Annotated in this window: 19 protein-coding genes; 8 read left to right on the top strand and 11 right to left on the bottom strand. The window is 59.1% G+C overall.

All coding sequences use genetic code 11. The annotated features are described in order from the left end of the window. Nucleotides 1-7: 7 nt before the first annotated feature. The 5 genes from ACSQ3L_RS28690 to ACSQ3L_RS28710 form a co-directional block, all read right to left on the bottom strand. Nucleotides 8-892 carry a replication initiator protein A gene (locus tag ACSQ3L_RS28690; protein ID WP_436162970.1) on the bottom strand — a complete coding sequence of 295 codons (885 nt, stop codon included), beginning with the start codon at nucleotides 890-892 and terminating at the stop codon, nucleotides 8-10. 18 nt (nucleotides 893-910) lie between these two features. Continuing rightward, nucleotides 911-1,201, bottom strand: a complete 291-nt coding sequence (locus ACSQ3L_RS28695; RefSeq protein WP_095084952.1) for a helix-turn-helix transcriptional regulator — start codon at nucleotides 1,199-1,201, stop codon at nucleotides 911-913. 134 nt (nucleotides 1,202-1,335) lie between these two features. After that, nucleotides 1,336-1,983: a DUF2285 domain-containing protein gene (locus ACSQ3L_RS28700; protein WP_436162971.1), complete on the bottom strand. Its 648-nt coding sequence runs from the start codon at nucleotides 1,981-1,983 to the stop codon at nucleotides 1,336-1,338. After that, nucleotides 1,925-2,092: a transcriptional regulator domain-containing protein gene (locus ACSQ3L_RS28705; RefSeq protein ID WP_436162972.1), complete on the bottom strand. Its 168-nt coding sequence runs from the start codon at nucleotides 2,090-2,092 to the stop codon at nucleotides 1,925-1,927. The genes ACSQ3L_RS28700 and ACSQ3L_RS28705 overlap by 59 nt, the downstream gene beginning before the upstream one ends. 178 nt (nucleotides 2,093-2,270) lie before the next feature. Further along, nucleotides 2,271-2,549 (bottom strand): DNA -binding domain-containing protein, encoded by a 279-nt coding sequence (locus tag ACSQ3L_RS28710; RefSeq protein ID WP_436162973.1) that lies wholly within the window; start codon nucleotides 2,547-2,549, stop codon nucleotides 2,271-2,273. 79 nt (nucleotides 2,550-2,628) lie between these two features. Between ACSQ3L_RS28710 and ACSQ3L_RS28715 the strand changes: the two genes are divergently transcribed. Continuing rightward, nucleotides 2,629-2,856 carry a helix-turn-helix domain-containing protein gene (locus tag ACSQ3L_RS28715; protein WP_436162974.1) on the top strand — a complete coding sequence of 76 codons (228 nt, stop codon included), beginning with the start codon at nucleotides 2,629-2,631 and terminating at the stop codon, nucleotides 2,854-2,856. 193 nt (nucleotides 2,857-3,049) lie between these two features. Here the strand turns inward: ACSQ3L_RS28715 and ACSQ3L_RS28720 are convergent, their stop codons facing one another. Continuing rightward, entirely contained in the window at nucleotides 3,050-3,730 is a 681-nt protein-coding gene (locus ACSQ3L_RS28720; RefSeq protein WP_436162975.1) for a hypothetical protein, read from the bottom strand. A 90-nt stretch (nucleotides 3,731-3,820) separates the two neighbouring features. Here ACSQ3L_RS28720 and ACSQ3L_RS28725 point away from each other — a divergent pair, with 90 nt between their 5' ends. After that, complete coding sequence (locus tag ACSQ3L_RS28725) at nucleotides 3,821-3,970, top strand: hypothetical protein (RefSeq protein WP_436162976.1); 150 nt, start codon at nucleotides 3,821-3,823, stop codon at nucleotides 3,968-3,970. Nucleotides 3,971-4,257: 287 nt separating this feature from the next. On the opposite strand, the gene ACSQ3L_RS28730 is transcribed toward ACSQ3L_RS28725, so the two are convergent. After that, nucleotides 4,258-5,463 carry a DUF932 domain-containing protein gene (locus tag ACSQ3L_RS28730; protein WP_436162977.1) on the bottom strand — a complete coding sequence of 402 codons (1,206 nt, stop codon included), beginning with the start codon at nucleotides 5,461-5,463 and terminating at the stop codon, nucleotides 4,258-4,260. A 412-nt stretch (nucleotides 5,464-5,875) separates the two neighbouring features. On the opposite strand from ACSQ3L_RS28730, the gene ACSQ3L_RS28735 reads away from it, so the two are divergent. Continuing rightward, nucleotides 5,876-6,409, top strand: a complete 534-nt coding sequence (locus ACSQ3L_RS28735; RefSeq protein ID WP_436162978.1) for a MucR family transcriptional regulator — start codon at nucleotides 5,876-5,878, stop codon at nucleotides 6,407-6,409. A gap of 87 nt (nucleotides 6,410-6,496) precedes the next feature. On the opposite strand, the gene ACSQ3L_RS28740 is transcribed toward ACSQ3L_RS28735, so the two are convergent. After that, nucleotides 6,497-6,808, bottom strand: coding sequence for a DUF736 domain-containing protein (locus tag ACSQ3L_RS28740; RefSeq protein ID WP_023728967.1), 312 nt, complete (start codon nucleotides 6,806-6,808; stop codon nucleotides 6,497-6,499). Between the two features lie 857 nt (nucleotides 6,809-7,665). Between ACSQ3L_RS28740 and ACSQ3L_RS28745 the strand changes: the two genes are divergently transcribed. Further along, complete coding sequence (locus tag ACSQ3L_RS28745) at nucleotides 7,666-7,947, top strand: HU family DNA-binding protein (protein ID WP_436162979.1); 282 nt, start codon at nucleotides 7,666-7,668, stop codon at nucleotides 7,945-7,947. 207 nt (nucleotides 7,948-8,154) lie between these two features. On the opposite strand, the gene ACSQ3L_RS28750 is transcribed toward ACSQ3L_RS28745, so the two are convergent. After that, complete coding sequence (locus ACSQ3L_RS28750; protein ID WP_436162980.1) at nucleotides 8,155-10,248, bottom strand: ParB/RepB/Spo0J family partition protein; 2,094 nt, start codon at nucleotides 10,246-10,248, stop codon at nucleotides 8,155-8,157. A 396-nt stretch (nucleotides 10,249-10,644) separates the two neighbouring features. On the opposite strand from ACSQ3L_RS28750, the gene ACSQ3L_RS28755 reads away from it, so the two are divergent. Next, on the top strand, nucleotides 10,645-12,927 hold the full coding sequence (locus ACSQ3L_RS28755; protein WP_436162981.1) for a hypothetical protein: 2,283 nt from the start codon (nucleotides 10,645-10,647) through the stop codon (nucleotides 12,925-12,927). 89 nt (nucleotides 12,928-13,016) lie between these two features. Continuing rightward, complete coding sequence (locus ACSQ3L_RS28760) at nucleotides 13,017-14,003, top strand: hypothetical protein (protein WP_436162982.1); 987 nt, start codon at nucleotides 13,017-13,019, stop codon at nucleotides 14,001-14,003. A gap of 260 nt (nucleotides 14,004-14,263) precedes the next feature. Here ACSQ3L_RS28760 and ACSQ3L_RS28765 read toward each other — a convergent pair whose 3' ends face one another. Beyond that, entirely contained in the window at nucleotides 14,264-18,817 is a 4,554-nt protein-coding gene (locus ACSQ3L_RS28765; RefSeq protein WP_436162983.1) for a hypothetical protein, read from the bottom strand. 416 nt (nucleotides 18,818-19,233) lie between these two features. Here ACSQ3L_RS28765 and ACSQ3L_RS28770 point away from each other — a divergent pair, with 416 nt between their 5' ends. Further along, a complete protein-coding gene (locus ACSQ3L_RS28770; protein WP_436162984.1) occupies nucleotides 19,234-22,230 on the top strand; it encodes a hypothetical protein in 2,997 nt (998 codons plus the stop codon). Nucleotides 22,231-22,304: 74 nt separating this feature from the next. On the opposite strand, the gene ACSQ3L_RS28775 is transcribed toward ACSQ3L_RS28770, so the two are convergent. After that, the gene (locus ACSQ3L_RS28775) at nucleotides 22,305-23,768 is read right to left on the bottom strand and encodes a hypothetical protein (RefSeq protein WP_436162985.1); all 1,464 of its coding nucleotides are present in this window, start codon (nucleotides 23,766-23,768) and stop codon (nucleotides 22,305-22,307) included. A gap of 92 nt (nucleotides 23,769-23,860) precedes the next feature. On the opposite strand from ACSQ3L_RS28775, the gene ACSQ3L_RS28780 reads away from it, so the two are divergent. Beyond that, nucleotides 23,861-24,220 carry a plastocyanin/azurin family copper-binding protein gene (locus ACSQ3L_RS28780; protein WP_436162986.1) on the top strand — a complete coding sequence of 120 codons (360 nt, stop codon included), beginning with the start codon at nucleotides 23,861-23,863 and terminating at the stop codon, nucleotides 24,218-24,220. The last annotated feature ends 245 nt before the right edge of the window (nucleotides 24,221-24,465 follow it).

Genomic DNA, 24,465 nt, shown 5'->3' on the forward strand with positions numbered 1-24,465 from the left:
TCCACAGTCATTTCACAGCCCTGGTGGTGCGGCCACGTGGCGCACGCGGCGTTGCGCTGGCGCTCACGAAGGGATCGACCGGGTTGGGTTGGAAGGTCAGGCGTGGCCGACCGTCGGGATCGATGGAGAGTGCCAGCCGGTAGCCAGGCAATGGCTGGCGACGCACGATCTCGCGCAGGTCGAAGGCGAAGCGCTTGAAGGGTGACAGGCTGCCGGACTTCACGTGGAGATGGCCGAGATCAAAGCTCCAGCCATAGGTCTGACGGCCACCGTGCTTGCGAACGAGACGGTAAAGCCAGCGCTCCAGGCCGCCCGTTAGCCCAAAATATTGGCGGTCGATCGTGAGAATAAGTGCATCGTCGATGACGCCGGCATAGAACCAGTCTGGCAGGATGAGCTCGATGCCGAGTGGGCGCCCGCTGACGTCCATTCGCTCCTTCCATTCGTTGATCCAGGAGAATCGATGTCGCCGCCGCTCGGACGACTGGCGGATAGATGTGGCGACGGTCGTCGATTGCAGGCGGTCGAGCGCGGCTTTCAGCCTGTCGTAGGAGTGAGCGGAGTCACCACGCCCGATGAACGCAAGGATCTCGTAGGGCGTGGCCGCCATCAAACGCGACGTGCGAAGGCCGTTGTCACGTGCATCGACAATCTGACTGGCTGCCCAGATCAGGATGTCGGCGTCCCAGATCGTCGCCATGCCATGTTCGATCGTCGCCTCGACGCGGATCGACACCTCGCCCATGCGAAAGTCGATCGGTGTTATGCGGCGGGATTTGGCGAGTGAGAAAAACGGCCACGACATCAGGTCTTGCGCATCGCGTGGCGTGATCACACTGGCGCGCGCGTGGAACAGATCAAGCTGCCGCTGATTGGTCGAGCGAAGCTGCATTTTCTTTGACCCGCAGAATCAGGAGACGCGGTGGCGCCGGCCGGCATAGGCCGGCGCGCGGGCGGCATGCGGCTTGGCAGGCGGAACAAAAGTCGCGTTGGCATCGCTGGTGGAAGTGCGCGCACCAAGTTCGATCCAGGCGTGCAGATCGTCGATGTCATAGAGGACGCGACCACCGACCTTTCGGTATTTTGGTCCGGTGCCATAGGTCCGGTGCTTTTCCAGCGTGCGAGCGCAAAGGCCGACGATTGGTGCCGCCTCCTTCGTTCGCAGGTATTTTTGGGGCGCGTCCGCGGGACCCTTCGACATCGCTCGATCTCCATTCGGTTTTGCTGTCATCCTGGCCTGCCGGGACGCGCGAAACGGACGATGGTCGAATTAAGAAGAGGCGTGGGAGGGCAAACATCGGGGGAGGTGTTTTCGCTACCCTTGCGAAAACGGCTTCAGCGATCGGATTGTCGGCTGCGGCTGTGTGGATAGAAGAGAAGGTCGCGGTAGCCGCCGGCCACAAGACGATCCGCCCTTCGCAGGATCGCCCGAACCTTGTGCCGGAGATGATGATCGCGCCAGTCTCGAGGCGCGATCGGCTCTCGTGACAACAGCACCTCCGCGATCTCGCGGTAGGCGGCGCCCGCGCGGCGGGCGTCGTACGCGCGCAGATTGAGAGTGTGCCTCGCCTTCGTCTGCTTCGGCAGCGCGCCGTAGGCAGGACCGGGCGGTCGGCCGTCCAGCGCACGCCAGAACTGACGCGCCGCGTCCAGTCTTGTTTCGAAGGCGCCGTCAAGCGGCAGGATTATGGCATCGATGCCAAATGAACTGTCGCTACTTTCGGCAACCAGGCGATGCGCCGAGGCCGAAGCCGGCCAAACAACCAGCAACTCTTCGCCTGGGTTCCATACGCTGACGTTGCTCAGCCCGAGGGGATGCACGGTCTGGTGCGAAGGTCGAATCGAGGCAGGCAACCGCGTGCCGCGCAGTACGCGCGGCGAAGCCTGCTCCGTCCAGACGATGTTCTCGGCTAACGGGAGTCCGTCACCGGTGACCGTGAAATCGCGCACCCCAACGGGCAGCGAAGTCGGATGGACCGACAAGCTGTCCGGTGCCAGAGTCTTGCGCTGCGAGCTGGCTACACTCGGCGACGAAGTCTTTATTCCGGATCAGATACTCGGCAGCGAACTCTGCAGACTCGTAGTCTTGCATGTGCGCATGGGCAGCCGGATCGGTCCAATCGCCTCGCAATGTGCTACGTCCTCTCCCGGTACCCGCATCGGCCAGCGGGCTTCGGAATGAGCATCCGTTGCGATACGCAAGTCGGGTAGTTGGAGAGTCGGCAAACCGCTGTGCTGATTCAACAAAGCGCAGCGACGGCCAGCGACTTTCAATGTGGCGCACCACCGGCCAGAAGATATCGATAGCCGTTCGTCGTCATCCAGCGGGCGCGGGCTAGATGCGTCTCCCATGATCGGAACGCCCGCTCTGGTTCCTGGTCAGGATCTATGTGGAGGACGATCCTGGCCACCTCGCGCCAATCCGCATCTTCGGCCGCCGCGTCGAGCAGGCGGATGTAGGTGAGCAGCCGCTCCTCATCATACCCGGTCAAGATCGAGGAGTCTGGAGCAACGTCGGCAACATCGGGATCAAGCAGTGGTTTGAGCAAACGCGATTTCCATCCCTGAATTCGTTTTGTCGAGAATACTCCGTGGTTGCATACTCTACAAGGCGCTGCACTCGCGGGCATGGAAATACGCGAGGTATTTGCACGCAATCTGAGGCGGCACCGACAGGCGGCTGGGCTTTCGCAAGAAGAGCTAGCCCACCGCGCGGAAGTCGATCGCACCTATATCAGTGCATTGGAACGCTGCGTCTACGGCGCTACGATCGACGTTGTCGACAAGCTGGCAAATGTTCTCGGCATTGAGGCTGCCGACCTTCTAAGGAGACCTCCGTTACGCGTTACAAAATAGCAAGGGAATCGACCATTTTGGTCTTGTTGCCACACATGACAGCAAGTTGCATCGCGAGCCTGGCGAGCCGCGGCCGCGCCCCAAGCATGGCAGTGTCCACCGACCTAAATTGACGGATCGCGGAAAATCTTGGCGATCAAGTTACGCTGCAGGATGGGTTTCCGCACCTTGCCCTCGGCCGTGGGCGACGAGCCTAGGATGCTCCTTCTACCATCGAGCTCGGCTCCTCAATAGCAATCGATTTGTTGAACACAAATGCGATGAAAGTCGTCCGTTCGTAAAAGCGAAGAAGCCAAAACGAGTGTAGCTCAGCCTCGTCAACGACTAGGTATTTGTAGTCCAGGATGTCCGGCTCGGCATGGGCGATGACCATCGCGTCCGCAAACTCTGTCGGGATTGGGTATTTAAGAACGTCGGTCCAAACCTTGTCGTTCTCCACGACTGCCAACAGCTCGTGATGGTGACAAAGCCCGCGAACGACCTTCCGTATCGTGCCCAGCACCCGTGGATCGTTTCCAGGGTAGATCATATATCTGTCGCCCTCGAATTCGGGGGCTGGCTTCATTAGCTTGAAGATATCGAGCGCACGTCGTCGACCGTCGACCTTCTCAAAGCTTCGCCGTATTGGCCCCTCCCAAACTTCGCGGACACTCGGGTTCGCGTCGCCGGACATCGCCACCACGTTGCGGAAATGTACATCGTCGTCCGACGTACCGTTGTTGCAAGCGAAGCATGCTGCGATGGTAATGCGTTGGAACGTGCTGGTCGCGCCTTTAGACTCTGGATACAAGCCCTTTGGCACCACGTGTTCACGCGTCGTCAGACGGAACTCGCCGCATAAGGCGCAATTGTCCCAGCGTAGCTTTTTTCCCACCGAAACAGTCCCATCCGAGATCAGCGATAAGCAAAGTGATTAGTCGCGTGGTAGTATACACCTCTTTGAGTCGGTGAAAGGATGCCTCCTATGGCAAAGAATGAGAAGTCGTCTTCGAAAGTTTCAACGCTTGCAGCCAAGGTCTTGAGCGGCGCAAAGAAGCCCACCCTTGCCGAGAGCAAGAAGCTTGCCGGATCGGTGCTCACCCAGTCACCGGACAAGCCGAAGGGCAAGAAATAGCAAAGACATCGCCAGAAACGCCTCAACGCGCATTCACACGCTTTCTCCCGTGAGTGCACGAATTGTTGCCACCTATGGGACCAAACTTGCTCTCTATGGCCACTATTTATAGCAGTTGCGTCGCGAGCCGGGCAGAGCCCGGCGAGCGGCCGCCGTGTCCAAAAACGGCAGCACGCGCCGATCCCGATGATCTGGTCGCTAGATATTCTTATGCTATGACGGTCTCGTTGATACGGCGGACCTGATAGGCCGCGCGGCGAGATGTTCGCTGCGCGGCCTTCGTATGCTCATGCCGCTCGTTCCAACAAGGCCTTCGCCCTGTTTTCAAGCACCAGTCGGCTATCCTGATGCGTCTTGGTGCGGGCATGCGCGGTCATGCCCTGTACGAAATCGAAGATGCTTTCAGGTGGGCGCCCTTCCTCCTGCAACACAGCTTCGATGATCTTGCCCGTTTCGCCTTTGGAGAAACCGCGCTTGCGCAGGAAGTTTTCGCGATCCTCATCAGAGCGAGCGACGATCTTCTCGCGGGCAGCCTTGATGCCGGCGATGAACGGTGCGGGGCTTGAGTTCGCAAAGCTCGTCAAAGCGGGTGCTGCCTCATGAGCAAAACGAAGTGCTGCGAACTTCGAATGCCGGATGCTAATTTCTTCAAACCCTTCCACGCCCCACAGATTGCGGTTCATGCAAACCGCTCGGAGATAGAAACTCGCAATGCCCAGCGTCTTGCCGCCGACTTCCGAATTCCAGCAATAGAAGCCGCGAAAATACAAATCCGGGTCTCCATTCGGAAGACGTCCGGCTTCGATCGGATGTGTGTCATCCACCAGAAACAGGAACACGTCGCGGTCGCTGGCGTAAAGAGTGGTGGTGTCCTTTGTGATGTCCACGAAAGGATTGTGGATCATCGTCGGCCAGTCCAAAACGCCCGGCACCTTCCACATGGTGTCGCCGGTTCCGTTGCCCGCTATCTTCATGACGGCGGCGACAAGCTCGTGATCCCAGATGCGGCCATAGTCCGGACCAGTGACGGCGCGAAGCTCAATGCGTCCGTCCTCTGTTTCGAGGGTCTTCATCAGCTCCGCCCGATGGCTCAAAAGGCCATGCTGCAAATTGATGCCCGCTAGAGGCGCAGGAAGCTGGCGCATGTAGCTCGCCGGTGCGCTGACAAGGCTGCAAAGCTGACCGAAACTCCAATGCGTGGGCGCAATCGGCTGCTCCTGTCCGGGGACGATAAGCGAAAGCCGCTCTGCATTGTCGCGGGTAGCTTCGACGCGAACCGCACGGCTCTCGACGGTGCGGGCGGTAGCGCGGTCCGCTCTCTGCTTCACGGCATCAAAAAGCTCGGTGAGGCTCAAATAACGCTCGTCATCGGGACGCGAAAACCATTCCGAGGAAACTCGCCCGATCCGCTCGCCGCGCGTGACGTCGACGCGGAAGCCGCTGGAAGCCGGCTGCTGCTGGCTGTTGCTGTTGCTGATGGTGGTCATGTTCATTGCGTTCACTCCTTTTTCCGTCAATGCCGAAGGCATGTCCCCCGGCATGCCTTCCGGGGGCGCGTGAGCGCGCGGGAGTGATGGGGGCCAATGCCGGAGCGCGGAGCCGGGCTGCACGGTCGAGCGAAGCTGAGGGAAATTGATCGCCACAAATGCGTCGGTCGGCCGCTTTGCGAGCCGGCTGCCCTGCTCTGCACAGGCGGCAATGGCGGGGAAGCGAGGGGAAGTTCCTCGCTTCCCGACGGATCGGCAAGGCTATCCGCAGGCGATCAGAACGATGAAAGCGAAGCTTACCTTAACAATATTGGCGAGGGGTGTGGATTGAAGAAAGGAAACGCACTATTTGCCACATTGGCGGGCTCGGGAAAACAAACGACGTTTAATTCGTCCGATACAATAAGAGGAAAACTGCATGACCACTTCTCTCGAACAAGACGGCCAACTGGATACCGTGTCGATAGCGGCTGACATTGTCGCCGCCTATGTGTCGAACAATCCACTACCGGTCGGCGAGTTGCCGAAATTGATCGGCGATATTCATGCCGCTCTGAAAGGCATCGGCACGCCGGTAATAGAACCCGTGACCAAGCAGGAACCGGCAGTATCGATCAAGAAGTCGGTGACGCCGGACTTCATCATCTGCCTGGAGGACGGAAAGAAGTTCAAATCCCTGAAGCGCCATATCGGCGTTCATTACAATCTAAGCCCTTCGGAATATCGCCAGAAATGGAACCTTCCCGCCGATTACCCGATGGTGGCGCCGAACTACGCGGCCACCCGCTCGGCTCTGGCGAAATCAATAGGGCTCGGGCGCAAGGCGGCCACACCTCCGCCCGCCGCGGCAGAAAAACCAAAACGAGCTGCTCGTGCCGCAGCAGCGACGACGGCCGCGGCAGCCGTCAAGTCGCCACTGAAGAAAACGCGCAAGGCGCCAGCCAAAGCCTAGCACGCTGCGCTTGGCAGACGTGCAGGCTGAGTAGGACCTGAACATGGCGAAGCCCCGCCTTGCGGCGGGGCTTCGTGTTAAGTCGGATCACTCTGCGGTGCGGCGGGACCAGATGAGCGAGAAGTCGCCCTCGGTGTCGGTCTCGACCAGGCTCGCATAGATCGGAGCGGGGAAGCTGGGATCGTCGAGCTTGACGGAGTGGTAGTCGCGTCCCTCGCGCGAGGTCTTCTTCCATGCCGCCCCGAACTCGGTGGCGCCGGCGAAGATACGGAAGTCGGGACCCTTTTCATTTTCGCCGTCGGCCGGGGAGAACGTTACCGTCTTGACGTTGAGGTTGAGGGTCTTGACCGAGCCGGAGAAGCCGTTCGCGGTGCGGGAGAAAGTGCCGATCGTAGCCATTGTGGTGGTTCCTTCTGTTTTCTCGGGGCCGCGCCCATCGCGGCCTCGATGGTGGTCGTGAGACCGGAGACGATCGGTCCGCACCCCGAAGGGGCTGAAACGAAGTGGAAGATGGCGACGCGAGGCTTTCTTGAATCGCGAGGAATGGACGCGCAGCGGCCAGGGGAAGAAAACGCAGTGGCGTCGTTGCGGGAAGACGATCGAGACTGAGTGCAGCGAAGGCGATCTTGGTCAGACCCAATCCATTCGAGGACGCCGTGGGCGTGGCTTGGAAAGAATACGCGGAAGGAACGCCACAGTGGCAAAGATCAGTCACGGCCATTGTCGCTTGCGCCGCTGCGCTTCTCTATTTCGGTCAAAGACGCTTCCTCCCGCGCCAGGGCGGTGTTGGTCCTACTCCAACCGGTGAAGAAGGGATGTCCGATTTCCCTAATCTTTGGGCTGAATCGTCATCGCGTTCGGAGCAGCACCGAAGGCGACCAATTGATTGCTGAGGGCAGCGGCCTCCAAGCCGCCAAATGCCGTGACGATTTCCTGTCTCACGTCGATTCGGTGCAAGTCTGATTTGAGATCGAAGGCGAGGATAGCCGCGTCACACCTGATCCTCCACCGCATGGCCGAATGATCCCGCTGCGGTCACGCCTCACGCACGGTGAGGCATTGCTGGGAGAGGGTCGCCTCCACACCGGGCGTCTGATGCCGAGGTGATGCGCTGCGTGACTTTCGCGATAAGAGTGGTGGAAATTCCCGGTTCGAGCGTTGGTTTGCACCGGATTCCGTTCCTTGACGCGATGACAGTGTGGAATTGCCTGTGCCATAAGGCCAATCGTTGAACCAACTCAGAAGGGATGGAAACGATGGCTGTAAACACGATCGATATTGCCGACCGCCTTGCTGACGCGCATGGCCTGTCGAAAGCGCAAGCGAAGACCGTTGTCGAGGATGTGCTGAAAGGCATTTCGGAGGCTGCTGCCAAAGGCGAAGAAATCAGTCTCAACGGTTTCGGCAAGTTTAAGGTGCAGAACAAGCCGGCCCGTGAGGGCCGCAATCCGTCAACTGGCGCCACGATCAAGATTGCCGCCTCGAAGAAGGTCGTCTTTCAGCCGGCAAAGGCGCTCAAGGATGCGGTAAACGGCTGATCGTTAGCATGAACGACGATGCGCCGTGGCTGGTGATGCACATCGTCGGAAGGACAGCGTCGAGGCTACGATCGCCGACGTTCTTGACAGTTATCGGTCTGCGATTTCTGACCTCTGGCGGTCGAGGTCTCCGGCCGCGCCAATGGCGCGGCCGAAAATTCTTGAAGCATAGGCAGAAGCCGCATGGCGGCCCCCGCCCGTTGCGTCTCACTCGGCAGCGACGTTGAAGGCCTCGGTTTCTTCGGGCGTACCGGGGTGAGCGGATTTCGTATCCAGTTCGGAAACGTCCACCAAACTTGCATCTGCTGCCTCGTCCTGTTGTTCAACGGACATTGCAGGTTGCTCTGTGCGCAAGATCGCAGGCAGCCAGCCGGTTCCGGCGAGCAACTGCTCGGCGGCTGCCGCCATTGGCTGCTTTTTCAGGTCCGAAAGCCTGTCGGCCGCCTCGTCGCTAACCGCCTCGCATACGGCATCGAGGATATGTGCCTTGGTGATACGCCCGAGATACGACCGGACGGTCGGCCTCCAATGTGCCGTCATGTCGAGGTTGACCGCCGTCGCCAGCCTGTCCGCAGTCTCATGGGCGCGCGGCTTGCGCTCCCATGGCTGCTTTACGGCATTGACGGTGAGCGAGGCGCAATGCGCGAACAACGCCATGACGCTGGCATGGTCGAGAGCGGCAATGAAGCCCCACAGGTCAGCCACATCGTGAGGTATGTCGGCAGCCCACTCCGCATGCCGATCCGCCAGTGCCTTGCCTGCCGCCGTATCCTCGATGCCGTCCGCGTGACCGGCGAGATAGACGCTGGTTGGGCGGATTTCGAGGCAGTGGGCTTCTGCGCCTTGGTAGAAGGTCTGCGCGGCAAGCGCATGGGTGACTGCGATAAGGGCGATGTCCGGCTGCTCGCCAAGCACGAGGCGAAGCCCAAGCGTGCGATGAGCGGTCAAGTCGCGAATGAGAAGATCGGACAGCGGCTTGCCGTCGTCCTCCGCGTCCTCATCGCTGCCACCATCGGAATCCGAACTGATGCCCGCTTCGATGATCTCACCATCGTCGTTGACGGCGTAGCCTTCGCCGTCTGAGCGCGTTTCCGCTTCCGGACCCGCCGGCTCATCCTCGGCGCGGATGAAGCCACGTTCGATGCGCGCCGCTCCGTCGTGGGAAAGGACGACGAACACGCCACCACGCGAAACAATATCGGGATCGAAGGCGTGACGCAGAGCGTCGATGCGCTCGATTTCGGCTTCAAGCTTACCGAAACGCTGATCGATATCGTTGGGCAGTTCCTCAGCGCTATCCCATTCTTCCGTGAGCCGGTTGAACTCGTCGGATGCCGTTGCATAGGCGGCTTTATCTTCGTCCGACAAATCCACCGGCTGCGGGTAGGTGCGGCGCAGGCCATGTGCGTGCGGATAGTCGATATGGACATCAGCCCATTTCCAGCCTTCGGCCTGCCTGACGCTTTCCGAGATGCCTTGGAGCTTCTCGATCACCAAGCGGTCGAGCAAAGCGGCATCCTCGTAGAAGCCGCCACGATCCTCGGTGAACAGGTCGCGCAGGATGGCGCCACCAGCTTCCATGTAGGCTTCAGCGCCGATGAAGACGGCTCGCCGGTCGTTCGCTGCAACATGCGTCCGCGTCAGTTCGCGGCGGATGATGTAGGGCTCTCGATTGTAGGTGAGGCTTTCGAAAACCTGTTCCTGCCGGGCGTGATCGTCGGTGATGGCGAAAGCCATCAACTGGTCAAGCGTTAGGTCGCCGTCGCGATAGACCTGCATCAACTTGGGACTGACCGCGCCGAGCCGCAGGCGCTGCCGCACGACATGCGCGGTAATGCCGAAGCGGGCGGCGATTTCCTCAGCACCCCATCCACGTTCCTCGTGAAGCTCGCGGAACGCCTCGGACTGATCTGCGGGGTGCATATCCTCGCGGGTGATGTTCTCGTCCAGGCTGATCTCGTGCGCATCGTTCACGGTGTCAACGACGCAGCGGATCGGTTCGGTCTTCTTGATCTGCTTGCGCTTCACGCGCAGCAATTGCGCCAGCCTGCGGCCTTCGCCGATGCTGACAAAATAGAAGCCGGTTTCTGCTCCCTCCCCGTCAAGCTCCGGCTCCACCACTAGGTTTTGCAGGATGCCTTTGGCGGCGATGCTCGCGGCATAGGCTTCGATGATCGCCCCGCTGTGCGGGGTTTTGCGCGCATTGCGGGGCGACTTTTTCAGCTTGTTCAGTGGAATGAAAACCTCCGTGCCGCTCTCGCTGGCAGCTGCGGTCTTCGCAATCGTTTCATTGGTTGTCATGGTTCTGGTCCTTTCACGTTACATGCCGAAGGCATGCCCCTCGGCATGCCTTTCGGGGGCGCGTGAGCGCGCGGCAGAGAGGGGGGCGAATGCCGGCGAGCGGAGCTGGGCTGCGCGTCGAGCGGGGCGCGTCGGATCAGGTCAAGCGCTGAAAATCATTCGCCGCCCTGCGAGCGGGCGGCCCCGCTCTGCGCAGGCGGCATTCGCGGGGGAGAGATGGCCAAGACCATCTCTCCCCTGTATGTGACTTGCGTCGGCGAGGTCGCGAATGCCCCGCTGTCGTGCAGCCGGAACAGGGATTCGGCGCGCGATCTTAGCTGAGTAGGATTCCGTCACCCAAGTAATGAATAGGAGCCAACTTCCAGATACAGTAAGTAACGCAAACGGAGGGCGAACTTGCAGGGCGAAGAGAGCGGGCTTCAGGACGAGACGGCGGGAGCAGCCTTCTTCCGTCTGCTAGATGCCGAGACCGTTCAAGCCATCGGGGCCGAACAACGCCAAAGAGCCGGCCTCGAGGCTGCAGCGTTTCCCGAACTCATGGAGAGCTTGCTAACTCTGCTTCGAACCTACTACCCACTCCATCTGATTGCGGTGTTCGCGGGTTGGGGTCTTCACACCGCCGTAGGACCTCAAGGGGTCGTGGGCAAGTCAATGATCGAGGGAGCGTCTCAGCATCATCTCGAGCTCCTACAAGCCATTGCCTTGACGTTGCCAGCTGACGAATGGGGACAACAGCCCGCGGAACCGGTGGATATTCAGAAGACGATCGACACTACGCTTAGACTCGCCACAGCTTTCTCGGCAAAGCGCGTAATTGCTGCGGAAGCCGTAACTGACTCTTTGATAGCCACGAAGCTGTTGCTGCAGGAACGCCTGCGCGTACACACTCAGATGGTGCGCAACTGGGGTCCCTACAGGGTGATGCTTCAAATCCTGTACGACCTTTACGAGCCACTCAACGCGAAGATGCGCGAGCATCACGGATTTGGCGCTCTCGATGTCATCGCAGTGGCCGAGCACGCCGTGGCGGGCATCGAAGCCCAGGTTAACGAGCGCTTCCGGTTGCTGAAGGACATTTTCAAAGCCCAAGCGATGCCCGAACTGGTCAACGATTTCTTCGACCGGTTTCCTGGCGTGGCCGGCGATCCGGCGAACTTTCTCTCCGCTCTCGACCCTCGAGAACCTCTTGAGTCTGTTCGCGCACGTCTGCTTTCTCACGCCGACCGTTGGTTGGTCGTCACTTCGATCGCGCCTGTGGCGTCTATCGCCGCAACAAGCGGCCTTTCCGAGACGCAGACGCGAACGGTTCTGGATCGCCTTAGCTTCCAACCGGGCGACCTATCAGCAGCAAACCCCGACCATCTCTTTCTCGGCAACCCGGTATGGACGAAACCCGGAATCAAGTCAGGAGACCAGTACTTCTTTGCCTTCCCGCAAACAGTAGTCAGCTTCCTCCATCAGATCCTTCGCGCCCTCTGCGAGGAAGCTGGCCTCAAGGTGGCCCTAGAAAAGCGACGGTCGATCTTTCTGGAACAGGAGACACTCCGAATTATCAGTCAGGCCTTGCCCGGAGCCTCGATAAAGTCCGCGGCCAAATGGAGATGGCAGGGGCAAGACTTCGAAACCGATGTTCTGGCGGTGCTGGATCGGACGGTGCTGATCGCGGAGTGCAAATCAGCCGCTCTGACACCGCAAGGCTTGCGAGGTGCGCCAGATCGCGTACGGCATCACGTCGTCGATCTGATCGCCGGTCCCGCTGTTCAATCTTCACGTCTAGAAAATGTGATCACTCGGGCGCGTGGCGGCGATCATAGTGCGCTCGCTGTCGCGCGCAGTCTTGGCATCGACCCAGCGGAAATCGACACAGTCATCCGGATTTCGGTCACACTGGACGATCTAACCGTGCTAGCCTCGGCTGAAAGGGAGTTGAAGGCCGCCGGCTGGGTGTCCGAACAACTTGAGCTTGCGCCGACGCTCAATATCGCCGATCTTACCTGCGTCGCGGACATCCTTGGGCGCCCATCGCAGTTTCTGCATTATTTCAGCCGTCGCACACAGGTGCAGAAGTTTGCTGACGTCGTCGGCTTTGAGCTGGATTTTCTGGGACTGTATCTCGCCACCAATTTCGTGATGCCCACGACCCACGGTCGTCATCGTCTCGTCATCACCGAAATGTCGCGGGACGTCGATCTCTACTACCAAAACATTGAAATTGGACATCCGAGCGCGAAACCCGTTCCACGACTTGATCCATTCTTCGAGGCGCTCCTCCACCAGCTCGAGATACGCCAACCCCGAGGGTGGACGACAATGTCCATGGGTCTTCTCAGCGTCGGGGACGTCGATGACCAAGCCGCATGCGTCGAATCTCTCGAAGAGTTGCGGCTGATGGTTTCGCAAGCCTCCACCGATCCAGATCATTTGAACGCGTTTGTAGTGCCCCCAGACGACGCGTCCGACCTCGTCATCGTCTTCCACATCCTTCGCCGCAAGGATCGAGCGAAACGCGACGACGGTCTTCGAAGACTGGTCGAGCATGTGCTTGCAAAGTCGGGGCGATCACAATGCCTGTTTGTCAGCCGCATGATCGAGACCTGGGACACCAATCCTTACGACGCGATCGGATTGGCGAGAGCCTTTGACAGCTCGACGGAGTCCGAGGCCGAGCAGGTTTCCTAGCCTCGAGAGCGATTCTAGCCCAAAGCGCCTGATCGGGCGGCCGACCAAGATTCTCGCCTACGGGACTATATTTCACCAGGAGGGGCACCGTGGAACGCGGACCGAAGGTCCTCTATCTCGATCAGAACGCCTGGATTGCCCTAGCCCGTGGGGCTTGGGACAAAACCGAGTATCCCCGCGAGCACGCCACCCTGACCGTCGTGATCGAAGCGCTAAAGGCCGGCCACATCGTCACGCCTCTAAGTTTCACCAACCAATACGAGACCATGAAGGTCGACATTCCGGTGCGCCGAGCACACCTTGCGCATGTCCAAGCGACTATCAGCGGCGGCAAGGTTCTGCGCGCACGGCGCCAGATTCTGGAGGTGATGCTGCTGCGCCGGATATCCGAGGCGACCAGCGTCCCGGCGCCGGCAGTGTCTGGCGATTGGTTCTTGTCCGATCTCTGGTTCGAGACGGTCGCCGAGCACGCTTCCGGCGCCTTCGATGAGGTGATGTCCCCGGCGGTGGTCGATCACATACGACGAAACCCGCAGGACACCTTGTTCGATTACCTCGTTAGGGACGACGCGCTAGTGCGCAAGGAAGCCGTGCGTCGGTATTCGGCCGATTCGCGGGCCTTGCTTGCTCGCATGGCGATTCGTCGCCAGCGGGTGGCCGGCGAGAACTTCGCTCTGCGACTGCGCGCCTATAGCGCTCATATCATGCTTGACGAGCTCGACTACATTCTGGGGCTGGGACGACGCTACGGCTTGCCGTGGAAAGATGCCGGAGACATCGGAGCCAAGATGGGAAAGAGCCTGGTGGCTGAGGTTCCAATCATGAATGTCGAGCGGCAATTGGCGGTACGCCTGGAGGACCAACCCCGCGAGATCAACGAGAACGACCTGCGCGACATGGCCGCCTTCATCACGACGCTACCACTTGTCGACATTATCGTGGCCGAAAAGCAGTTCGTGAATCTCAGCCGACAGGCCAAGCTCGATGCGCAGTACGGCACTCGCCTTTTAACCTCCGTTCATGACCTGACGTGGGAAATGCTCGCGACCGCTGGTGGGCCCCCAGTCAGATTGTAGGCGGCGCCGATGCAGGAAGGCGTGCTTTGAATGGGCTTCCCTCCTGAACCAGTAGATGAATCTTCACACTCAATGCCAAGCGGCGGGTCGAACTCGCCGCGAGGAATGCCGGGGCGTTAGAATTCTCGCGACCGGCGGAAACCGAGCTGAGACTGCCGATGTGATCGTTCTAGCAATGACGAAGCCAATGCCCTGACGGCAAGCCCCGGGCCATTTTTAGCTCAGACGCATAACCAACAGCTGCCCGGCCATGGCGCGCGTCAACGGTCCTTATCCGCGTTGGACGCAGCATTCTCCCGGTCCTTGAGAAGCCGTGAACGCAGCTGGCGGGCCTCGACGACAAACTCATATGGGAGCGCGTCAAACACGGGCCTAAGGCTTGCGGGATCGTTGCGCGCCCAAAGATAATATGGGTCGACGACTTCCATGATCTTTGCCAACCGAGCCCATTGAAGCGGCTTCGGCGATTGGGACAGCAAATCGCGATGCGACAGCGCAGCCGCTTCAAGACGGCGTTGACGCAGCGCCGCGCGGGCGGCGTCAACTACAGCAGGCAAAGTTTCGGTTGCGATCTGGTCAAGCCAGGGCACCGCCACGGCTGAAGGAACGACGGCTGCTATCTGGGCCGCCAAAACCCGGTCCTTCGACCGCTGTGAGCTCGCCAGCGGGACGAGCAGCGTTGCCAGCCTCTCGCCCCCAAGGTGCACGCGCAGCCGCCGTTCGAGCTCAAGGCGGAGGGAAGGCTTTGCGTCTCTGTAGCGGCGAAGCAGTTCGGGGCCGGCGCGATCCGGTTCGATCTCCAGCATCAGCTCGGCGGCAGCCGGCACTTTGTGGCGCGTGAGCAGGCGCTGTGCAGCGAAATAGGCTTCGTCGGGATCCTCGTTTCGCAAATAATGAATGGCTCCGATCGCGTTCCCCCGCTCAAAGCCCGAGTAGCGGTAGGCGGCGCGCAGCAGATCGTCTCGAGCGCGACTGTCGCCCGCCTCGGCGAGCAGGCGCAACAGACCTCCGTCGACGATCAGGTGTCCATTCACCCGCGAGCGCCGAAGGAACTCGACGACCGCTGCTTTGCCGTCGGGATGGTCGATGAGCGCGCCCAGGTAACTTTGACGCGACCATGATGAGCTTCCTATGTCCTGCCGCGATAGCCAATCGATGACTGCGCGTCGGGCTTCGTCATCGCCGTCCTTGGCGAGGTAGGTTGCGACGAACTGAGCCTCCTGATGGATCTGCCCGGCAATCATCTGCCGCGCCAGTGGGAGCAGTTCGGGCGTGTAGAAGCCCAGCGCGCGAAACGAGGCCAGAATCCTCAGCCTGACCTGCTGAGAAGTCGCCGGTCGCAGGAAGATCGCGACCAAGGGGACCGCGTCCTCCACTGCACCGAGGAAGCCCGTCAGAGCCGCGGAGGTGTCGAGAGACTGCGCATCGCCATCAGCGAGAAGGTCCATGATACGAGCGCGGAGCGCCGAGGTGTCCCGGCCGTTTGACGAGCGGATTTCCGAGGCATTCAGGTACATTGGGGTGCCAGCTCGGATCATGCGCTCGATGAGGGCGTCGCAACTGTGGACGGCGAGCGCTTCCATGCGCAGGAGTTGGCCAACGGATTGAGAGTCAGGATCGCCCGGCGCTGCCGACAGCGACGTCTTCACCGTGTGGTCATCAGACCAGCGCGCGGCGATGTAGCCATCCTGGCGACCGAAATTATTGGATCTTTCCAGCTCGGCGACCACCAGGTCATCGAATCCGCTTCCGGCGATCATTGCGAGAATGCGCTCGCAATGGCCGCCCGTTACGTCGCGCGCCATATCGATGCGCCCGCGACGCTTTGCGGCGAACACCAGCAATTCGGCCTCGAGCGCCGTACCCGCACGATCTCTCAGTTTGTCGAACTGCCACGGTTCGCTAAGGCGGGGCAGGAAATCCAACGGGTGATGCAAACGCCCCTCTTCCCGGGAGGGATTTCCTGTCTCGTTGAAGGCGCGAAGCTTTTCGGCAAAGGCGTCGAGTACCTCGTCGAGCGTCGCCGCATCCATCGCCTCGGGCCGGTTGCGATAGTAGAAGATGAGCTCGCTCAATGGATCATCGCTTCGATACGCACGCAGGCGGATTGCAGCGGCGAGGCCTTCCGGATCGGCCGCCGCCAGTTGGTCGAACCACCAGCTTGAAGCTTGCCAGCCGTATTGGTCGTTACCTTCGGCCAGCTGCCGCATGGCATCTTGTGGGGCAAGCCGGGCGCGACTTCGCAAGACACGCTGGGGCATCAACGCCTGTGTATCGGCGGCGGCCGCATCGAGCACCGTGCTCAAGGCCGTCTCTCGGAAATGGCCGATTGCCTCTATGAGCCCAGTGCTCGACGCCGGTATCAGGGCTACCAACCGATCGCGACACCTGCTCCAGATCGCTACCGCCGTATCGCCGTCGACGGACTTTTCGTCCTTGAGCCACCAGAGCAGTTGATCGAGAGCAGTTGCATCCGTTTCGACGGCCAGCTTCTTTTCGAGCCACTCCGGGGCTGACGCAATAGCCGGCCGCAACGCATCGGAACTCAAACCACGGCGGTAAATCGCGACCGATTTCGCCTCGACGTCAGAAGCCTTGCTGGCCAGTTCATAGGCGGCCATGCGCGCGAGGTGTTCACACCAGATAGCGTCAAGCGCCGCGGCTGCGGACACCATGTGGGCCGTGCGAAGTCCAATGTCGACCTGATGCTCGACTTTCGAAGTGATCAGACGCTCGGTCAGTTCCTCGACAGCCCCTGTATCCGAGACCGCAATGGCGGCCAGGGCCAGCGGAAGGTTCCTCAGGATTTCTCCGTCACGCTCCTCATCGAGGTTTTCGGCGGCGAGATGTTCAAGGGCGGGGAGGATGCGCGGGCCCAGGGTGCCGAAGCCGTCTGTCCACAAACCCTCCCCCTGCAGTTCCGGCGAAAGCCGCTCGACATGCTCACGGATCAGCTTTGCAACGAATTCAGCCTTGCTCTCGGCCACGAGCAGCCACAGCGCGTCGAAATAGACGTAGCCCAAACGGAAGCCAATCGCCTCGCCGCTCTTCGTTTGCAAGCTGTCAACCGCGGCAAGACGGGCTTCGACTTCCGTGTGAGGCGATCCATCCTCCAGTATGGTGTCGACTAACGCTTCCGCGACCGCCCAGTTCAGCATACGGTCGACGGTGAAAGCGAAGCGGTCGCGATCCGGCCGACGCAATAGTCCGACCTGCTCCAGCCGCAGGATCGCTGGATCGTCGAGCCCCGCAGTCCGCAAGTCGACAACGCGCCAGGGATAGTGACTTTGTCCCGTCAGCAGTTGGGCGGCGAGCGATCTCAGGCAATGATGGTCGCTGGGATGATCGGATTGCTCGCGGGCAATCAGGCATGCATGGTCCCAATAGGTGTTGAAGAGCTGATACTCGGACACACTTGACCAGACATCGGACTTGGGCAGTTGAACGAAGATACTGGCGTGTACGGGCTTGAGGAGCAGCTCGAAAACATCGTCGGGCATCGTTTCCAGCGACATGGCACGTTCGTTCAGCGTCAGGAACCGGCGGAGTTCCGTGCTACGAAAATTGCCGATATCGATGATCTGCAATTCCTGGCGAACCAAGCGAAGCGCCTCCATGATGCGCGGTTGCGCCGAGACGACAATGCGCACGCCATGTTCGTGCCATCTCAATCGCGCGAGCCGCTCGGCGAAGTTCCGGTCCTGCACATCATCGATATAGAGGGTTAGCCAGGTCTCGCCGGCGCGGCGGAGCGCTTCACGCAAAGTTGCGGCCATGACCGCAATGCTCGCGCGATCCGGATGTGCCGGTTGCCATATCCGCTCACTGACAAAGTCGAGAACGTTCTCGACTGTAGCGGGCGCGCGCATGAGAATCGCGAGCTCTCCGCGATCGATCTGCTCGAAAGCAAGCTGCGCCAGTGACCATGTCTTGCCTTGTCCGGACTCTCCAGAAAGGACGGCGAGATCAGCCTCGATCTCTGGCAAGGCCCGACGCACCTGTTGTTGCCGACGGCAGCCGATGAGGCGAGCATCCTCTTCCAGATGACGGGCAAGCAGAGTCGGCAGGGACTGAATGTGGGAAAGCAGGCGATGTGCCCGCGGACTGACCAGGGCGAGCAGCTCTTGGGGCGAGAGCTTTGCTCCGTTCGTTGCAAGCATCATCAAATGCCCAAGCAACTGGAGGCGCTTGTCGCTTGCGTGCTCACCAGGCTCGATGAGCGGCGCGAGCGCCTCGTCGATCTCGTCCTGTACCGCCGCTGGATCGAAAACGCGGATTTCAAGTCGATCCAGCAGATGACGCAGCTCGGCCGTCACCTGGTTCAGGCCAGCGGATTTCGCGAGACGTTGTTCAAACTCGGCGGTCGTGAGGCGCTGGCCGCCCCACCGATGTGGCTTGCCCGTAAGCTGCCCACGCGATGCAATATAGTCCTGAAGCGCTGCAAGGCCACTCCCGTTGTTCGTGACGAAGCGAAACGTCTGGTCGGCGCCGAGATGAACCGCGCGCAGCAGATCGGGAAACACCTTTGATGCAACCTCGCCGCTAGACCATTTGCCCCGTTCGGTGCGCATCTTTACCTGTTCGACAATGTCGCGGGCAGCGCCGAGAACCTTATGGTCGCCGCCGTCGACGGGTTCGAGATGCAGAGTCATCTGGGCATCCGTGTCCATAGGCGACAGCGTGATGCTCATCTCCAGACCGAGCTGAACGCTCCTCAATATCTGAACGAGAAAGCCGGCGAGCGCGCGGCGCCCTGGCGTCTCCGAGTCGAGGTCGATGGCGAGCGAAGTTCCGATCGGGGGCGCCACGTTCATTGTGTTCGCTAGCTTGGCCAATGCCTGATTGGAGCGATGATTCGCTCTCAGAAAGACCCTACCCTATCGGAGCGGCAAAGGCGGCGCGGAAGCACGGACCCGGTGAACGATCTACCGACGACGTGCCCGACCCGAACAACGTCGGGGTGGGTATCCTGCGGTTCTCAACCCCGCCAGTCACAAGACGCAGGTTCACGCTCCGTGATAGACCCTTCGTCAGCCCGCAAGTGAGGACCGAGCCACCGTCCCGAAGAGCGGCTACCACACGTCCCGTGCTTCACTCACGTCCGGCTGACGCAATCCTCTTTGTCATGACAACTGGCCGCCATCACCAGAACTCACTACAGTCGTCCTTATGCGTACTGATTAGTTCGACGAACCCAAACGCGCCTGATGAGATGTATTCCGGAGGGCGAATGATCGACTTGCCGAGTGAAAGTCAAGCTGCGAACCCGGCGCGGGCTGACGCCTTCGCCTACGATGCGTTTGCGTCCTACGCGACAGATCCTGACGGGGAATTAGTCCGCGCGGTTGAGACGGCACTGGAGGGCTTCCATCGCCGTAAGGATATTTCGCCGCAGTATCTTTCGGAGCTGGAATTGTGCGTGGACGGGCGGGACTTCAGATTCCCGCGGCGCAAACCTGACGACCAGGGAAAGGATGCGATCGAACAGGTCGTCCGTGGATACCAGCGCCAATCACGCGCGCTGATTGTCTTTACGGGGCCGGGAGTGCTCAATCACCCGTGGATCGACCGTGAAATCGAATGGTGGGCTAAAGAACGACCAGATGGCCCTGTCTATCTTACGTACACTCACGGCCCATATCCCGATCAGAACAAGAAGTCAGAATTCATGCCGAAGGCACTGATCGCCAGGGGCGGACCGGACAATTCGATCTACTTTGACTTACGGGGGTTTCACCGCTCGCGCGGCTGGGCGTCGAGCGTCTGGTTGATGGTCCAAAGATCAATTCGAATGCTCTTGGGCGCAATATCGGATTCGAAAACGGGGTCCAGTAGTCTACCCACCACTCGAATTGGTGACATGAGTTCCTGGCGCAGTGTGCGATCCTTCGAGGAAGAAGTTAGCAGAATTTGCGCGCAGCTAGTCTCCGACGCCAAGGCTCGCACAATTAACCTGAGTGACCTCGTTGAAGCATATGCCAGCGCGGACAGGAAGGCGAAGGCTAGACGTCGCAACATGGTGGCGGTAGCCATCGTCGGAATTTTGGCAGTGGGGATCTTGGCGGACCGCCTGAGGCGAGAACAGGAGACGATATCCCTCACCAATGAGGCGCAAAAGGCTATCGACAATCAAGAGCTCGAACGCGCCCTGCGGATTGGCCTAGAAGGGCTTCCTTATTCGGGCGACATGCCTTGGGCTCTGGGTTCCTCAAACGCGAGGGTACGAGCCCTCAGGATGAAGGTCGAAGGCGCCGCGCAGCTCTCTGCGTTTGTGGCAAAGTTGCAAGGTGACAAAAATCTAACGAGCGTTTCCTTTAGTTCGGACGGCAGCAAGATCGTCACATCCTCTGAGGCTGGCACAACGACGATATGGGATGCAATATCCCACAAATTGATGACAACGTGCCGGCAAGAGTATGTTGTCCCTCAAGTTCGAACGGGTGAACAACACACGAAGGCCAATCTCACTTGGGTGCGCGACTCCCGCTTCAGTAACGATGGCATATACGTGGTCAGTGTCGGTCCTTTCGACAAAGCCTGGGTCTGGAATACCAATGAGCCTGACTGCAAAGGAAGTATATTGCTCGTCGGACATACCGAGAATGTGCGGACCGGCGCGTTTAGTCCCGACGGCACACGTATTGTGACGACCTCAGACGACGATTCAGTCCGCGTCTGGTGGGCAAAGACAGGAGCGCAGCTTGGCATCGTATCTCTGGACCCGCCATCCAGTTCGACGGTCTACACGACGAGCGCCGAATTCAGCCCAGATGGGAAATCGATTGTGATAAGTCGATCGGATGGCCTCATCGGCATAGCGGATGCCAGCACGTATGCATTGAACACAATCCTTCAGAATAAGGGGGCGCCCGTGCGACGCGCTCGCTTCAGCCCCGATGGTAGGCTTGTCGTCACCGCATCTGACGACGGAAATGTCTCCATATGGGATCTGGGGCACGGGACGAGGACACCGCTTCCCCGTCAGTTTAGAACGGTCGGAGATGCTTCCTTCAGCCCAGACGGGCATTTGGTCGTGACCGCATCGGCGGACCACACAGCTCGAATTTGGGACTCAGAAACGCTCTCCCCACTATTTGTCTTCAGAGGTCATTCTAAGAGCGTATCAAGTGCGCAGTTTAGTCCCGACGGTCGACAATTAATCACCGCATCGACGGATGGGACGGCTAGGATTTGGGATGCGGTGACCAATGTGACGCCACCAACAGTCAAGGCGTCCGAAAGACCCATCCTTAGCATGGCGTTAAGCCAGGATGGGACCCTTCTCGCTACAACTTCATTGGATGGGAAAATTGTTATTTGGCGAATTGAACAGAGCAACCATCTCGTCAGAGTCCGTGCCTTACCGGGAAGCAACGCGAAGGTCACGGGCGTGTCGTTTGGCGCGACGGTCAATGATATTGCGACAGCTTCTGCTGACGGTTCGATTTTGGTTTGGAACCTTGCAACGGGACTCAATGTTCGCGTCGGGTCAGTAAATCCTGCCAATAGCGTGTCCGTGAACATCGGTAGAGACGGATCGAAAATTGTAGTCGCGTCCGACACCCAGCAGGAAGCAGAGGTATTGGATCTTAAGACGCATGAACACCAACCGCTACGCGGAGCTGTCGGCGTTACAAGTGTCGAATTCAGTGGTAACGGCCAACAGGTACTCATTGCCTCGGAGCACAATGGGGCAGGAATTTGGGACTGCAAATCTGGCGATGAGGTGGTGTCTTTTCCCCACGCCAGCGCGGTCACTGCAGCGCATTTCAATGCCGATGGATCGAGGGTTGTAACCGCATCGCTGGATGGGAGAGTGCGACTTTGGGAAGTGAGTGGCCGCGCCTTCCCGCAAGAGCTTGTAGGTCACGAAGGAGATGTGAATGACGCCAACTTCAGCGTGGACGGGACGAGAGTGGTAACCGCTTCAGGTGATCACACCGTTCGCGTTTGGGATACCCAAACAGGGGCGGAAATAGTCAGATTTGGCATGGCAAATACGGTTGAATCTTCTGTTTTCACGCGCGATGGTACTCACGTGCTTGCCGCCTCCGATGACGGCCAGGTCACGGTTTTTGACGTCAGTTGGACAATTGAGGTTGGCGACGATCTTGCTGCTCAGGTGTGCTCAAAGAAGCTGGCTGGCATTGAGACTTTCTCCGATGACAATCAATCGGATCCCATTCTGGCGAGCTTTTATGGCCATAATCCCTGCCACCGCCTTTGATGCCACGCCAAAAGGCGGCGATGCGTGAGTGACACCGGCAGCAAACAGGTCGCTTGATCGCTGCTGTCACCGCGCTATTTGAGTCCCGCTAGGTAGTCGACTAACTTCTGCCGGTCCAAGTCATCCAATAGTCTACCCTGTGGCATGAACGGTGGATCACTCGTTTTACTGACCAAGTAAAACCTGGATGCGACCTCATTTCGGCGAAATTTCGGGATCCGAACCGATGGCTCGAGCAGACCGGCCTTGTCGAACACGTTGTACAGCATCGAGCTATGGCATCTGAAGCAATATCTATTCAGCAACCTTAGGGTTTCCATCTCCAATGGGTCCGATGGATTCCAAGACACCCCGCCCGCGCCGGCCAAAATTCGGGTCTCAAGCTTCTGGGGTCCACTACCAGAGTTATGAAGTGCGAGCCATTTCTTTACGGCGCGCACCTGGAACGACCCTGTTCGCCGCTCGGCGAGCACGTTTTGATCGCGAGCTCCACGGTTGAGTTTCGCAATCACCCCCTCTGCATTCCGGTATTGGTGCGACGAATGGTTCTTGCCACCGTCAAAGATCACATCAGCTGAGCCTATAGCGATCTGTGGGAAATCCAAGAACAACGCGTCATACCACTGATCGCTATCGAGGTAATTTATCTTTCCGTATGGAAAAATACTTACACCACCACTTGTCTTCAATGCGCCCCCAAATTCCTCGTCATGACCATGACATTGAGCACAGGCGCGTGGCACAAAATAATCTTGCGGACCAGGAAAGTCGAACGCAGCGTTCAACGCGCTTGTAATAGTGTATCCTTTGTCGAATGGCCCGTAGACCATCCACTTCAACGAGTCCTCCTCACATTTCTTAAACGTTCTAGGTATCAGAATTACTTGATTGTTTTTGGAAAAATTCCTAACCGACGACCCATCTGGCTGAGCAAAGGGGTCGGCGTCGTTGCTGACATAGTTGAACAGCAGATACATCTGCCGCAGGCCGGCACCCGCAGCGAGAGATTTCGGCCGAGCATCCAATCGGACGAGCTTCCGCCAACCGGCAGTGAAGAGACCGTCAGAGTGATTGGCGAAGTTAACAATCTTTGGCGCGAAAAACCTGGTCACTAACACCCGATCGCCAGTGAAATCATGAAGTGCGAGGCTCGCTTTCAATAACGCCGGATTGCGCACTTCGCTTGCAAGCTTCAAGAATTGGGTCTGATTCCGAGGCATAAGCTCACTTGAGGCCAGTAGCTCAAGGTCAGCGGCTGATAGGCCTCCGTAGCCGAAGTAGGACTGTACGAGGTAGTCAAGTGTGGATTGCGTGGCGTCGCTAAGATCGAGGTTGATCTTCGATTTGAAAGTTGCGTAATACGCATCGGCCTCGGCTTGACTGCCGTGTTCAACAAGGATGCCTATCTCCTTATCCGGCAGCGGCGAGGAAGCTGGCGTTAAAGCAGCGCATTTGTCGGACCCATTTGCCCAACTGGCATCGCCTGCGACAAGGAGCAAGAGACCAGCAAACAACAGTGGAATGATCTGGAGACGCATACACCCCTCCCATCTTGAGTCATCGATCAGCAAAGAGTATAGCTAAAATCGAAATCTATTACTACGTTCAATGTTGCGGGATGGAGGAAGGTATGGCGACAAAAATTGTTGAGATCACGGACTTTGAGTACGTGCCGGAGTCAGTCGCAATTGAAGTCGGCGATACAGTTAAGTGGATAAATAGAGACGACGTCCAGCACAACGCTCACCGAACGAGTGCACCGACGTTCGACACGGGACTTTTGGCTAAGAATCAGGAGAAAGAGATCGCGTTTTCCCAAGCCAGCGACGCCAAGGGCTTTGAGTACTCGTGCAGTCCGCATTCCTTCATGACCGGGCATGTGGTGGTTGCAATGCCAGGCTCACATATCGCGGCGTATACGCGAGAGGCCGCACGTCTGTTGCACGGGAAGCATGGCGCAGGTGGTAATGATGACAAGAAAAAGCCCTGAGAGCGCGGCCGTTAGCTATTCGGGCGCGTAGAGATCTCGTCGCTCGCCATCACCAATCGTCAGCCCGCCTCGAGTCCACAACTTGAGGCTGTGCGGACTTTCGCAGTAGGACACACCCGGGCTTTGCGGTGATGGGCACACGACGGACGTGCGATCACCGTTCGCCTTTGCAGCGGGCGCCACTGTCGCCGGCCGCACATTGACTTCGTTCGCGCCAAGGTCACCATATTGCCGCCTTGGCCAGT

The sequence above is a fragment of the Mesorhizobium sp. LjRoot246 genome (genome assembly GCF_964254115.1).
In the GTDB taxonomy this organism is placed as follows: Bacteria; Pseudomonadota; Alphaproteobacteria; order Rhizobiales; family Rhizobiaceae; genus Mesorhizobium.

Excerpts from the sequence above, each read along its gene's own strand:
- ACSQ3L_RS28690 (WP_436162970.1), bottom strand. The coding sequence starts at position 892 with ATGCAGCTTCGCTCGACCAATCAGCGGCAGCTTGATCTGTTCCACGCG.
- ACSQ3L_RS28695 (WP_095084952.1), bottom strand. The coding sequence starts at position 1,201 with ATGTCGAAGGGTCCCGCGGACGCGCCCCAAAAATACCTGCGAACGAAG.
- ACSQ3L_RS28770 (WP_436162984.1), top strand. The coding sequence starts at position 19,234 with ATGATCGACTTGCCGAGTGAAAGTCAAGCTGCGAACCCGGCGCGGGCT.
- ACSQ3L_RS28765 (WP_436162983.1), bottom strand. The coding sequence starts at position 18,817 with ATGAACGTGGCGCCCCCGATCGGAACTTCGCTCGCCATCGACCTCGAC.
- ACSQ3L_RS28745 (WP_436162979.1), top strand. The coding sequence starts at position 7,666 with ATGGCTGTAAACACGATCGATATTGCCGACCGCCTTGCTGACGCGCAT.
- ACSQ3L_RS28715 (WP_436162974.1), top strand. The coding sequence starts at position 2,629 with ATGGAAATACGCGAGGTATTTGCACGCAATCTGAGGCGGCACCGACAG.
- ACSQ3L_RS28735 (WP_436162978.1), top strand. The coding sequence starts at position 5,876 with ATGACCACTTCTCTCGAACAAGACGGCCAACTGGATACCGTGTCGATA.
- ACSQ3L_RS28740 (WP_023728967.1), bottom strand. The coding sequence starts at position 6,808 with ATGGCTACGATCGGCACTTTCTCCCGCACCGCGAACGGCTTCTCCGGC.
- ACSQ3L_RS28780 (WP_436162986.1), top strand. The coding sequence starts at position 23,861 with ATGGCGACAAAAATTGTTGAGATCACGGACTTTGAGTACGTGCCGGAG.
- ACSQ3L_RS28725 (WP_436162976.1), top strand. The coding sequence starts at position 3,821 with ATGGCAAAGAATGAGAAGTCGTCTTCGAAAGTTTCAACGCTTGCAGCC.
- ACSQ3L_RS28775 (WP_436162985.1), bottom strand. The coding sequence starts at position 23,768 with ATGCGTCTCCAGATCATTCCACTGTTGTTTGCTGGTCTCTTGCTCCTT.
- ACSQ3L_RS28750 (WP_436162980.1), bottom strand. The coding sequence starts at position 10,248 with ATGACAACCAATGAAACGATTGCGAAGACCGCAGCTGCCAGCGAGAGC.
- ACSQ3L_RS28730 (WP_436162977.1), bottom strand. The coding sequence starts at position 5,463 with ATGAACATGACCACCATCAGCAACAGCAACAGCCAGCAGCAGCCGGCT.
- ACSQ3L_RS28705 (WP_436162972.1), bottom strand. The coding sequence starts at position 2,092 with ATGCAAGACTACGAGTCTGCAGAGTTCGCTGCCGAGTATCTGATCCGG.